General features: G+C 63.7%; 12 protein-coding genes. 11 read left to right on the forward strand and 1 reads right to left on the reverse strand.

Annotated features, from left to right (window positions below; all coding sequences use genetic code 11):
- Positions 1 to 2 precede the first annotated feature (2 nt).
- Positions 3 to 980 carry a type IV toxin-antitoxin system AbiEi family antitoxin domain-containing protein gene (locus tag NEK97_RS11565; protein WP_257370062.1) on the reverse strand — a complete coding sequence of 326 codons (978 nt, stop codon included), beginning with the start codon at positions 978 to 980 and terminating at the stop codon, positions 3 to 5.
- Positions 981 to 1,372: 392 nt separating this feature from the next.
- Here NEK97_RS11565 and ftsH point away from each other — a divergent pair, with 392 nt between their 5' ends.
- The 11 genes from ftsH (at position 1,373) to NEK97_RS11620 (ending at position 11,892) form a co-directional block, all read left to right on the forward strand.
- Entirely contained in the window at positions 1,373 to 3,442 is a 2,070-nt protein-coding gene (gene ftsH, locus NEK97_RS11570; RefSeq protein ID WP_235517968.1) for an ATP-dependent zinc metalloprotease FtsH, read from the forward strand.
- 10 nt (positions 3,443 to 3,452) lie between these two features.
- Positions 3,453 to 4,088, forward strand: coding sequence for a GTP cyclohydrolase I FolE (gene folE, locus NEK97_RS11575; RefSeq protein WP_235517967.1), 636 nt, complete (start codon positions 3,453 to 3,455; stop codon positions 4,086 to 4,088).
- A gap of 5 nt (positions 4,089 to 4,093) precedes the next feature.
- Positions 4,094 to 4,999, forward strand: coding sequence for a dihydropteroate synthase (gene folP / locus NEK97_RS11580; RefSeq protein ID WP_257370063.1), 906 nt, complete (start codon positions 4,094 to 4,096; stop codon positions 4,997 to 4,999).
- A gap of 12 nt (positions 5,000 to 5,011) precedes the next feature.
- The gene (gene folB, locus NEK97_RS11585; protein WP_257370064.1) at positions 5,012 to 5,371 is read left to right on the forward strand and encodes a dihydroneopterin aldolase; all 360 of its coding nucleotides are present in this window, start codon (positions 5,012 to 5,014) and stop codon (positions 5,369 to 5,371) included.
- Complete coding sequence (folK, locus tag NEK97_RS11590; protein WP_235517963.1) at positions 5,368 to 5,907, forward strand: 2-amino-4-hydroxy-6-hydroxymethyldihydropteridine diphosphokinase; 540 nt, start codon at positions 5,368 to 5,370, stop codon at positions 5,905 to 5,907. Before folB ends, folK begins: the two co-directional genes overlap by 4 nt.
- Positions 5,908 to 5,909: 2 nt before the next feature.
- A complete protein-coding gene (locus tag NEK97_RS11595) occupies positions 5,910 to 6,428 on the forward strand; it encodes a DUF3180 domain-containing protein (RefSeq protein WP_235517962.1) in 519 nt (172 codons plus the stop codon).
- A complete protein-coding gene (locus NEK97_RS11600) occupies positions 6,409 to 6,921 on the forward strand; it encodes a PH domain-containing protein (protein WP_257370065.1) in 513 nt (170 codons plus the stop codon). The genes NEK97_RS11595 and NEK97_RS11600 overlap by 20 nt, the downstream gene beginning before the upstream one ends.
- A gap of 14 nt (positions 6,922 to 6,935) precedes the next feature.
- On the forward strand, positions 6,936 to 8,474 hold the full coding sequence (locus NEK97_RS11605) for a PH domain-containing protein (protein ID WP_257370066.1): 1,539 nt from the start codon (positions 6,936 to 6,938) through the stop codon (positions 8,472 to 8,474).
- Positions 8,467 to 9,375 carry a Rossmann-like and DUF2520 domain-containing protein gene (locus NEK97_RS11610; protein ID WP_257370067.1) on the forward strand — a complete coding sequence of 303 codons (909 nt, stop codon included), beginning with the start codon at positions 8,467 to 8,469 and terminating at the stop codon, positions 9,373 to 9,375. The genes NEK97_RS11605 and NEK97_RS11610 overlap by 8 nt, the downstream gene beginning before the upstream one ends.
- Before the next feature lie 5 nt (positions 9,376 to 9,380).
- Positions 9,381 to 10,283, forward strand: a complete 903-nt coding sequence (gene panC / locus NEK97_RS11615; RefSeq protein WP_257370068.1) for a pantoate--beta-alanine ligase — start codon at positions 9,381 to 9,383, stop codon at positions 10,281 to 10,283.
- 106 nt (positions 10,284 to 10,389) lie between these two features.
- A complete protein-coding gene (locus tag NEK97_RS11620) occupies positions 10,390 to 11,892 on the forward strand; it encodes a DHA2 family efflux MFS transporter permease subunit (protein WP_257370069.1) in 1,503 nt (500 codons plus the stop codon).
- Positions 11,893 to 12,433: the final 541 nt, after the last annotated feature.

Below are 12,433 nucleotides of genomic sequence, written 5' to 3' on the forward strand. Positions count from 1 at the left end.
ACTTACGCCGCCCGCCGGGATCTCAGCCCACCATCATTCAAGATCCGGGCGAAGGTTCGAGGATTCATCATTTCCGTCCAGTCCCAGCGAATGACGGTCAGGCCGAGGGCCCGCAGCGCGTTCTCACGGGCCTTTTCGGCCATCACTGCTTGCTGAATGGTTTGTTGGCCCCGCAACTTGCTGCGCAGGTATTTTCCCTGACCGTCGAACTCACCCACGAGGTCGAGTTCCGGCCACCAAAAGTCGGTTCGCGCGGTTCGTCCGTTCCTCAACGTGAACGAGCCCTGGAGTTTGGGTTCGGGGAAGTTGAGCAGAATCATCTGCGCCCGGCTGATGGATTCGCCCACGGATTCGGACTTGTCTGTTGATAGTTCGAGAACTCCGGCCACACGTCGTTGTCCCGTCCGGTGAGCAAGCCCGGAAGCAGCGGCCCGCAAGTCTTCTGCGCTTGACGCTGGACCCCATGCTTTGTCCTTATCACAGTCGCCGGCGTCCACGGAGTCCCCCGTCGTGTGTATCCGTCGGCTGGTGTCCACCACCGCCAAGGCTTCAGCGAAGTTCAATCTCGACGCCAGTTCAACGGTTGTCCGGACCTTATCCGTGACGCGAAAGCCACCCAACTGCGTCACCCCATCATCCAAGGATCCGAGGGTTCTTTGGATGCCGTGCTTCGATCGTCCTCCCCTCGGGTCCGGCGTGACGGTGCACAGTCGGCTTGGTGTCCCCACCAAGCCCAGCCCCCAGAGGAGTGCGGCCGTTTGCAGGTTGAAGGTGGGCGGCATCAATGTTGTATTGACCAGTGCTGCCGCTTGAAGTCCGTGGCGCTGGCGGTTGTTCAGGCCGGCCCAGTAAGCAGCGGGAACGTAAGCGCCCCTGCGAACGCGGACCACCTCGCCGCGTTTGCAGCGCTTGGCGAGGAGCCGGGGGTCTTGTCCGATCCGCGCCACATCTGAAGAGAGAATCAACTCGTAGGCTGCCATGAGCCCAACGCTTTCATTGCAGCCACGGACCCACGAGCGGCGACAACGCGTATGTGGATAACGACGGGTGCTTGGCGACGCACCCCTTCGCGCCTTGCGCACCCGAGTGTGGCTCACGACGCGTCCCGTTCCGCCCAGCGCCCCAGGTGTTACGGGGGCGGGAGGCGCAAAAGGGTGCGCCCCGCAGGCCGCTCCCGTGCTGCGGTAGCCAAAAAGCCTGTCGCGCCGCCTTGGACGCGAGTATCCTGTGTACGCCCAGAGGGAACTTTTGGACTTTCCAGTGCGTGAATTACTGGGAACGGTGTATAGCTTGAAACTGAAGCAGCACCACTCGCGCGCAGAAGTTGCGCCTTGCAGCACTACCAGGAGGGACGGGGCAAAACCCCGATCAGATGAAAGCTAAGAGTTTCTTCAAGGGCCCGGGCATCTGGATTGTTGTCGTTGTTGGCTTGCTCCTGGTGGCATTCGCGACACTGGCTCCGGGCGGTTCAACGCGCATTGACACCAAGGAAGGCCTCGAGCTCCTTTCCCAGAGCGGGAAGGTTGAGCAGGCCAAGATTTTCGACGCCGAGAATCGCGTTGACCTGGTACTCAAGGACAACCTGAACCTGGATGGCCAGGACAAGGGCAAGAATGTCCAGTTCTTCTATGTCACGGATCGCGGTCCTGATGTGGTGAAGGCTGTTACCAACGCCAACCCGGACAAGGGCTTCACGGACCAGCCGGTCGAGAACAACTGGTTCTCCGGGCTGTTCTCGCTTCTCATCCCGGTGCTGCTGCTGGGCGTCCTGTTCTGGTTCCTGCTTTCGCGCATGCAGGGTGGCGGTTCCAAGGTCATGCAGTTCGGTAAGTCCAAGGCCAAACTGGTCAACAAGGACATGCCGCAGGTGACTTTCGCCGACGTTGCTGGTGCCGACGAGGCCGTCGAGGAACTCCAGGAAATCAAGGAATTCCTCCAGGAACCCGCTAAGTTCCAGGCAGTCGGCGCCAAGATCCCCAAGGGTGTGCTGCTCTACGGCCCTCCAGGTACAGGTAAGACCCTGCTGGCCCGTGCTGTTGCCGGCGAAGCCGGTGTTCCTTTCTTCTCCATTTCCGGCTCGGACTTCGTGGAAATGTTCGTCGGTGTTGGTGCTTCCCGTGTCCGCGACCTTTTTGAGCAGGCCAAGGCAAGCTCTCCGGCCATCATCTTCGTCGATGAAATCGATGCCGTGGGCCGTCACCGTGGCGCCGGTATCGGCGGCGGTAATGACGAGCGCGAGCAGACGCTTAACCAGCTCCTCGTGGAGATGGACGGCTTCGACGTCAAGACCAACGTCATCCTGATCGCCGCCACCAACCGTCCGGACGTCCTGGACCCGGCCTTGTTGCGCCCGGGCCGTTTCGACCGCCAGATCACCGTGGAAGCCCCGGACATGATCGGCCGCGAACAGATCCTCAACGTGCACGCCAAGGGTAAGCCGATGGCGCAGGGCATCGATCTCCGGGCTGTTGCCAAGAAGACCCCCGGCTACACCGGTGCTGACCTGGCAAACGTGCTCAACGAGGCTGCACTGCTGACCGCGCGTTCAAACGCCAACCTGATTGACGACCGCGCCTTGGACGAGGCAATCGACCGCGTCATGGCCGGCCCGCAGAAGCGAAGCCGCGTCATGAAGGAACTTGAGCGCAAGATCACCGCGTACCACGAGGGTGGCCACGCGCTGGTTGCTGCGGCACTGCGCAACTCGGCCCCGGTCACCAAGATCACCATCCTTCCCCGTGGTCGCGCCCTCGGCTACACCATGGTCATCCCCGAGGACGACAAGTACTCGGTTACCCGTAACGAACTACTGGACCAGATGGCCTACGCCATGGGCGGCCGTGTTGCTGAGGAAATCGTGTTCCACGACCCCTCCACTGGTGCTTCCAACGACATTGAGAAGGCCACGTCCACGGCCCGGAAGATGGTCACGCAGTACGGCATGAGCGAACGCGTTGGTGCCGTGAAGCTGGGCCAGGGTGGCGGCGAGCCGTTCCTCGGACGCGATGCCGCACAGGAGCGCAACTTCTCGGACCAAATCGCCTACGTGGTGGATGAGGAAGTCCGTCGCCTGATCGACCAGGCGCACGACGAGGCCTACGCCATCCTCACCGAAAACCGCGACGTCCTGGATCGCCTGGCGCTGGAACTGCTGGAACGGGAAACCCTGAACCAGGCTGAGATCGCGGAGATCTTCCACGACATCCGGAAACGTGATTTCCGCGAGATCTGGCTTTCCAAGGAATCCCGCCCGGTCCAGTCGATCCCGCCGGTCGAAAGCCGTGCCGAGAAGGCTGAGCGCGAGGCCCAGGAGGAAGCCAAGAAGGCCCGTCTGGACGAGCCCCTGGACGTCGTGGCCCCGCATGCCCAGGGCGTCAGCAGCCAGGAGTCCTTCGAGGCCCCGAATCCCAACGGCGGCCCCGACCACCCGCATCACGGCTAAGCTTTCTGCTGTGACTCATTTCGACGACGACGACGACCTCGCCGCCGCCCACGGTTCTGCCACGGGCTCCAAGCACGGCCAAAAAGTGGATCGCCCGCGCATTGAAGCGGCGGTCCGGGAGATTCTCCTTGCCATTGGGGAAGATCCCGAGCGTGGCGGCCTGCAGGACACGCCAAAGCGGGTGGCCAAGGCCTACGCCGAGGTGTTCGCGGGCCTCCACCAGCACCCGGAGGAGGTCCTTTCCACCACCTTCGACCTCGACCATGAAGAGCTTGTCCTGGTGAAGGACATTCCCTTCTACTCGACGTGTGAACACCATCTGGTGCCTTTCCACGGCGTCGCGCATGTCGGTTATATTCCGTCACATGACGGCAAGGTCACTGGGCTTAGCAAGTTGGCGCGGTTGGTGGATATCTATGCCCGGCGTCCCCAGGTGCAGGAGCGGCTCACCACTCAGATCGTTGAGGCCCTTGTCACGCACCTGAACCCGCGCGGGGCGATTGTCGTCGTCGAATGCGAGCACATGTGCATGTCCATGCGCGGCATCCGCAAGCCCGGCGCGAAGACCGTCACCAGCGCGGTGCGCGGTCAGCTCCATGACCCGGCCACCCGCGCCGAGGCCATGAGCCTCATACTCGGAAGGTAAGCATTATGGACTCCCTCGCTGCAGCACCCGGAACCGGCCCGGCCACAAGCCCGTTGCCGGTTCTCCGTAAGCCGCGACCCGCGGCCAGGTTCGAGGACCTGCCAAAGGACCGCACGCTTGTCATGGGAATCCTCAACGTCACCCCGGATTCCTTCAGCGACGGCGGCGCCCACCGGACGCCTGATACGGCCATCGCCCTCGGTTTGCGTATGTTCTACGCGGGCGCCGACATCATCGACGTCGGTGGAGAATCCACGCGCTCCGGCGCGGAGCCCGTTTCCCCCGAAGAAGAACAGCGCCGGGTTATCCCGGTGATCCAGGCGCTCGTCAAAGCGGGCGCGTTGGTCAGCATCGACACGATGCACACGTCCACCGCCGCGGCTGCCGTGGAGGCCGGCGCGGCGATCATCAACGATGTGTCCGGCCTGACCATCGAACCCGACATGCCTGAACTCGTGGCCCGCACCAAGGTTCCCTATATCCTCACGCACCGCCGCGGTGATGCGCTGACCATGGACAGTCTCACGGACTATGACAACGTCGTTGACGATGTCGTGGCGGAGCTCAGCGGTGTCCGCGACAAGTTGTACGCAGCGGGCGTTGCCCCGGAGCAGATCATCATCGATCCGGGCGTTGGTTTTTCCAAGAACGAGGACCAGAACTGGGAGATCCTCAAGAACCTCGACAAGCTTTTTGGCCTCGGCCACAAGGTGATGGTGGCTGCTTCCCGCAAGCGGTTCCTCGGTTCGCTCCTGACTGTTTCGGGCAAGTCGGCTGCGCCTCTTGAACGTGACGCCGCGACGGCGGCCATTACCGCTTTGAGCGCCACCAAGGGCGCCTGGGCTGTCCGCGTTCACGACGTCGGTCCCAGCCTTGACGCCGTCAAGGTCGCCGCCCGTATCGCCCGCTGATTGGACAATGCTGTGGACAGGATCACGCTGACCGGCGTCACCGCCGTCGGTTATCACGGGGTGTTCGATTTCGAACGCCGTGACGGCCAGCCGTTCGTGGTGGACGCAGTGCTGCACACGGACTTCACCAAGGCTGCCCAGACCGATGACCTGCAGTACACGGCGCATTATGGCGAAGTTGCCGAGCTGATCACCAAGCACATCGAGGGTGAGCCGCTGAACCTGATCGAGGCCCTGGCTGTCAGGATCGCCGAGGGCATCCTGGCGAACTACAGTGTGGCCGCCGTCGACATCACAGTCCACAAGCCCAAGGCGCCCATCGAGGTGCCTTTTGGAGATGTCACTGTCAGCGTCCACAGGGAGCGGTCATGACACCTGTCTACACCAAGGCCATCCTGGCTCTGGGCAGTAACCTTGGCGAGCGGAACGATACCCTCTCCACCGCAGTGGCCGATCTTGTGGATCCTCCCGAGGTCAGGTTGCTGGGTGTGTCTCCGGTCGTCCAGACCAAGGCTGTTGGCGGACCGGAGGGCCAACCCGATTTCCTGAACATGGTCATGGCGGTCGAAACGACCCTCACGCCGTTGGAACTCCTTAAGCATTGCCACGATGTGGAACAGAAGCATCACCGTGTCCGCGAGGTCCGTTGGGGTCCCAGGACCTTGGACGTGGACATTATTGTCTTCGGTGACCTTGTCAGCGAAGATCCCATCCTGACCATCCCGCATCCGCGGGCAGCCGAGCGGGCGTTCGTGCTGTACCCGTGGTCGCTGTTGGAACCGCACGCCCAACTGGAGGGGCGCAGCGTAGCTGAACTGGCTGCCGTCGCCTCCGATATGCCGGATATCCGTCGTTTTGACGGCTTTGGTGACGTTGCCGGTGTGCCCGCCACGGGTGCGTTGGAGTAGCCATGAAAGCAATGCGTCCCGTGGTCCTTCTGCTGATCGCCGTGGTGGCTGCCGTCATTGCCTGGTTGGCTACGGTTGCCACGAACCGTTTCAGCATGGCGACGCCGGTCCTTCCTGAATCTGCCCTGATCACCATGGGCGTTATCGCCGGGCTCACCCTGATCATGGGTATCCGGGTGCTGCGCTGGCGGAACGGCAAGAAGAAGAACATGCTGAACCCGATCCTGGCTGCGAGGACGTTGATCCTGGCCCAGGCTTGCGCGTATGCCGGGACTCTTCTCCTGGGGTGGCACGCCGGCATCGCGATCGACCTCCTCAGGGTCAGCCTCCGAAGTGGCGAGGGCATCCTCTGGAACGCGTTGCTGATGGGTGGCGGCGGAGTGGCGATGGTGGTGGTGGGGATCGTGGTTGAGCGGTTCTGCCGGATACCCCCTGAAGATTTCGAGGGCGGTACGCCCGGCCCTGACACGCGCAGGGGCGAGACCAAAGGCGAGGGCGAATATGCCTACCGCGGCGATTGATCCGCCGGGCGTCCAGTGGCTCAGGGTCTCCCCGAAGTACGTCACGGTTCGCTTGGTGGAGTGGGCCATTGGCAACCTGGTGTTGTTGGTGGTCCTCAGTTTGCCGCTCCTTTTTGTGCTTCTTGGGTGGTGGCGCTGGCCGCCGCTGTGGCTTGCCATCACGGTTCCGGCGGTGATGCTGGGCCTGGCATTGTGGCGCCTGGTCCTGATCCCGCGCCAGGTGCGTGCCATTGGTTACGCGGAACGCGACGACGACCTCCTTATTCGGCGCGGCATATTCTTCCAGCGCACCATGGTGGTCCCGTATGGCCGCATGCAATATGTTGATGTCGCCGTTGGCCCTGTCGAGCGCAGCCTGGGGTTGTGCACCTTGAAGCTCCACACCGCCTCTGCCGGTACCCATGCCCACCTGCCCGGACTTCCCGCAGAGGAAGGTGCGCGCCTCCGCGAGCAGTTGTCGGCCCGCGGAGAAGCCCGGCTGGCCGGGCTGTGAGCCCGGAGGGAAGCGTGGCTGCAAGCCTTCGGGATGAAACCGTCGACGGCGATTGGCGGCGGGTCCACCCGGCGTCGCCGTTCGTCCGCGGCTGGGTAGCGCTGGCCGCCGTCGGATATTTCTTTGGCCGCGACGCTTTCGAGCGCGTCCTGCAGGGCCGGGAATTCGTGGATCCCACCCTCAACAGCCGGGCCCCGTGGCTGCTTGCCGGCGGAGCTGTACTCCTGCTGCTGACCGTTGGCGGTTTTATCCTCAGCTGGTACTTCACGCGCTTCCAAGTGGCTGAGGGCTATGTCCGGGTGAACACCGGTTTCCTTTTCAAACAGCAACGACAGGCCCGCCTGGACCGTGTCCAGGCCATCGACATCGTCCAGCCGCTCCTGGCGAGGATCTTCGGCCTCGCCGAACTTAAGTTCGAGGTCGCCGACGCCGGGGAGTCGGCTGTGCGGCTGGCTTACCTTCCGGTTGACCAGGCCAAGCAGCTGCGCGCAACCATCCTCGCGCGGGCTGCGGGCGTGGTCAGTGGTCCGGAGGCCGCCGGGGAGGAAGTGCCGGAAGCACCCGAGCATGTGGTGCTGTCAGTACCCCCAGGGCGGCTCATCGGTTCGCTGCTTTTGAGTGAGCAGACCGTGGGTATCCTGCTTGGTGCGGCCGCGGTGGTGGGCGTTTCCGTCCTCATGGACAACCAGGCGATTTTCCTGGCGTTGATCCCTGCCGTCCTGGGTATCGGGGCCGCGTATTGGAGTTCGTTCAACAAGGGCTACAACTTCACTGCTGCGATCTCGCCGGACGGTATTCGGCTTCGGTATGGACTGCTGGACACCCAGGCGCAGACGCTGCCGCCCGGGCGCATCCAGGCCCTGATGGTTGCACAGCCGCCAATCTGGAGGATTTTTGGCTGGTACCGGATGCACGTCAATGTGGCCGGCTATGGAGCCGCGGGCACAGAAGGTGCTGGGCGGACCATGTTGTTGCCTGTTGGGCTGAAGGCTGACGTCATGCGGATGATGTCGTTGGTGCTGCCTGATCCCGGCGTGGACGATCCCGAGAAGGTGTTCACTGCTGGTTTGACGGGTCTCGCCCGGGGCGCACGGTCGGCTGCCCCAAGCGATGACGGCTTCGTGGTAACCCCGCGGCGGGCACGTTTGCTGGCCCCACTGGGTTGGCGGCGCAACGGTTTCTTCGCCACCAGGACTGCCTTGTTGATCCGCTCCGGCCGGTGGTGGCGCACACTGGTGGTTGTTCCGCATCAGCGGACACAGTCGATGGCGCTGCATCAAGGCCCCTTGGCCCGGCGCTTCCGGGTGGCCGACCTGGTGCTCCACACCACGGCCGGACCCGTTTCGCCCAGGGTTTTCCAAGCCGGGGTAGAGCAGGCCGTCGCCTTGTTTGACCACCAGGCGGCGCGGGCCCGGGAAGCACGGAAACGGCAAACCAGCGAACAATGGCTGGCGCAGGTAGCCCCGCAGGCCCCGGAAGTCGCAGCTGCTGTGACGTCGCAACCACAAAGTTCCCCGTCACTACAACAACAGGAGGACCGCCAGGATGGCTAGGCCAGGACGACTCGGAGTCGGGATCATTGGCGCCGGGAAAGTGGGCGCCGTGCTGGGTGCGGCCTTGCGCGCGGCCGAGCACGCCGTCGTCGGGGTTTCCGCGGTGTCCGAGGCGAGCCGCGAACGGGCCGACAACCTGCTTCCGGGTGTCCCGATCCTGGAAATCCAGGACATCGTGGAGCGCTCGGAACTGGTGCTGCTTGCCGTCCCGGACGATGCCCTGGGTGAGCTGGTGGGGGGACTGGCGAAGCTTGGCGCCTGGCAGCCCGGCCAACTGGTGGCTCACACCTCGGGCCGGTTCGGCGTCGGAATCCTGAACCCGGTCCGCGCGGCCGGCGCGATTCCGCTGGCCCTCCACCCCGCCATGACCTTCACGGGCATGAGCCTGGACCTGGCCCGCCTCATGGATTGCACGTTCGGCGTGACCGCGGATGCCCCCATGCTGCCCATCGCCCAGGCGCTGGTTGTGGAGATGGGTGCCGAGCCGGTGGTTATCGCCGAAGGTGACCGGACGCTCTATCACGCATCCCTTGCGCACAGCTCCAACCACATGGTGACGTTGGTGGCGCAGGCGTCGCAAATGCTGCGGGAGATCGGCGTCGAGGCCCCGGAGTCCATGCTGGGCCCGTTGCTGCGGGCGACGCTGGAGAACGCCCTTGCCTCCGGTGAATCCGCGTTGACGGGTCCGGTGGCCCGTGGGGATGCAGGCACCGTTTCCGCGCACGCCCAAGCACTTAGGGAATACGACGGCGGCGCAGGCGGCGATGTCCTGGCCGCCTACCAGGCCATGGCGCAGGCCACCGCGCGCCGGGCAGTGAACCGCGGATTGCTGCGGCCGGAACAACTCAACGAGATCAGCAAGGCTTTGGGCGAGGAGCCCGGGGCGTTGGAAGGAAACTGAACAGCATGGCCATCAAACTCGTCACCACCGCGGCCCAGCTTCGCGCCGAAAGTGCCAGGATCCTGGCTGCCAAAAACGGGAATTCCCAGGGACTGGTACCTACCATGGGCGCCCTCCACGCCGGCCACGCCGCCCTCGCCCGGACCGCCGTCGCCGAGAACGACGTCGTGGTTGCCACGATCTTCGTGAACCCGCTGCAGTTCGGTGACGCCGTCGACCTCGACCGCTACCCGCGCACGCTCGAGGCCGACATGGCACTGCTGGATGCGGAAGGCGTTGACCTGGTCTTCGCGCCGTCAGTTGACGAGGTGTACCCGGGCGGCCAGCCACTGGTTCGCGTTACTGCCGGCCCGCTTGGCGACAAGTGGGAAGGCGCCTCACGCCCCGGCCACTTCGACGGCGCCCTCACTGTGGTGGCCAAACTGCTGCACTACGGGCTCCCCGGAGGTGCTTCAGCGGACGGCACGACGGCGGCCTACCGGGCTTACTTTGGCCAGAAGGACGCGCAGCAGTTGGCCTTGGTGAAGCGCATGGTTTCGGACCTGAACTTCCCTGTGGAGATCGTCCCGGTGCCCATCGTCCGCAGTGAGGACGGCCTGGCATTGTCGAGCCGGAACCGTTTCCTGTCGGATGAAGAGCACGACGCTGCACTGGTGCTTTCGCGGGCACTGCGCCTCATTGAGTCCCGGGCGAACGCCCACGAACCGCTGGACCTGGACTCCGCCGTCGAACTCGTTGCATCCCAGCCACTCGTGGAACTGGACTATTTCGACGTCGTTGACCCTTCCACGCTGGAACCGCTGGCGGAAAACTGCAAAGAGACCCCGTTCCGGGGCGAGGGGTTGGCGATCATCGCAGCCAAGGTAGGTCCGGTGCGGCTTATCGATAACGCACCATTGTTTTCCTAGCGTTTGGAAATTTCCTACTGACGGGAATTCGGTGGGCGCTTAGACTGTTCTTGTCTTCACCGGCATAGATCGCCGGCCACCAAAAACCAAACCTTGGGGAATCCTCATGTCTACCGACGTCTCGTCCGACGCCAGCGGCAAGCCCGAATCCGGCGCGCCCACCGGCGGTGCCACTACGGAGGCTTCGCGCCCCCAGGCCCCTGGAGCCCAGGCCCCAGCGTCTGGAAAGATGTCCCGTGAGTCGGTGACCGTCATTGTGACCTTGTTGGTGGCCACGTTCGTCGTGATCCTCAACGAGACCATTATGAACGTCGCCCTGCAACGCCTCATGACGGATCTCCAGGTGAGCGCCTCCACGGTGCAGTGGCTCGCCACTGGCTTCATGCTGACCATGGCCGTAGTCATTCCCACCACCGGTTTCATCCTGCAGCGGATGAGTACGCGTGGGGCGTTCATGCTGGCTATGGGTCTGTTCAGTGGAGGCACCTTGCTGGCCGCTTTGGCGCCGGGATTCCTTGTGCTCCTGCTGGCGCGGATCGTCCAGGCAGGTGGGACGGCCATCATGCTGCCGCTGCTGATGACCACCATCCTGACGTTGGTCCCCATGGCCAAGCGTGGTGCCGTCATGGGTAACGTCAGCATTGCCATTTCGGTGGCTCCGGCCATGGGGCCCACTGTCTCCGGAATCATCCTGGATAACTTCTCGTGGCGCTTCATGTTCGTGTTCGTGCTGCCGGTCGCTTTGGCTGCCTTCGCGATCGGTGCCAAGTACCTCACCAACGTGGGCGAGCGTGGAAAGACCACCTTGGACGTCTTCTCCGTGATACTCACCGTGCCTGCCTTCGGTGGGCTCGTGTACGGACTGAGCCAGATCGGTGGTGCTGACGCCGGAGTTGTACCTGTCATCGCCTTGGTAGTTGGCCTCCTCTGCTTGGCGCTGTTCGTCTTCCGGCAGCTCAAGCTCCAGAAGTCGGACTCGCCGCTGCTGGACCTCCGCGCCTTCAAGTTCCGCATGTTCACCGTGTCGACGCTGTTGATGGTCGTCGCCATGATGGCGCTTTTCGGTGGCGTGATCCTGTTGCCGCTGTACTTGCAGAACACCCTGCACCTGCAGCCGCTGGAGACCGGCCTGGCACTGCTGCCGGGTGGTTTGGCCATGGGCTTGCTGGGTCCGGTCATCGGACGGATTTTCGACAAGGTAGGTCCCCTGCCGCTCACCGTCTCCGGTTCGGTGCTCATGGTCCTGACCCTGTGGCAGTTCTCCCGCTTGGACGAAGGCAGCCCGCTTGGCTGGGTTATTGCCCTGCACGTCACCCTGAGCCTTGGCCTTGCCATGCTGTTCACTCCGGCGTTCACCACAGGCCTGAACCCGTTGCCGCCGCACCTCTACTCGCACGGTTCGGCGATCATCAGCACCGCGCAACAGGTTTCCGGCGCGGCAGGAACAGCGTTGCTGGTCTCCATCTACTCCGTGGTGGCCGCATCGTCCGGCCTGGTGGCCGGCATGCACGCAGCTTTCCTGGCTGCGACCGTCATAGCCCTGGCCGCGGTAGTCCTGGGTGCCATGATGCGCAAGACCGAAGGCGCCGGCGGCCACGGGGGCCACTAACGCTCTCTCACGTTCCGCCTGTTTGGGGCCGACGCCCATTCACTTACCGGCCCATTCCAGCAAACGCTCTCTCACTTAGGTGGGGGAGCGTTTCCGGTTTCCGGGCGGTGCTCGGCGTGGGGCCAATTCCTCGCTGCGCATGCACGGGACGCTCTCTCAGCTTCCGCCGGTTTCGGGCCGGACGCTCTCTCACGTTCCGGTGGTTTGGTGGGGTGTTCGACGGCGGTGGGTGGGGTTGGTGTCTTCGGGTGTTGTTGGGGTGGCTGGGTGGTGTGACGGGCTTCACGGGGAGGTCTTGCGGGGAATTGCGCGGGCTTGGGGGTGTTGATGGGGTTGTTTTCCGTTTGTCTGCGGGGTTTTTGGGTGGTGTGAGGGTGGATTTGGTTAGGGGGCGGGGCGCGTGTAAAGTTATGTGAGTCGCCGCCGCTGATGCGGAAATGATGGTGACAAACTCCCTTCAAATTGCCGGTTTCGGTAGTGCTTTCATGCGCTCCTGTTGCGGTGGGGGAGGCCCGGTTCTGGTTTGCTTTGTGCGGCCGGT

Origin of the sequence: Paenarthrobacter sp. UW852, from assembly GCF_024608385.1 — a bacterium.
Taxonomy (GTDB): domain Bacteria; phylum Actinomycetota; class Actinomycetes; order Actinomycetales; family Micrococcaceae; genus Arthrobacter.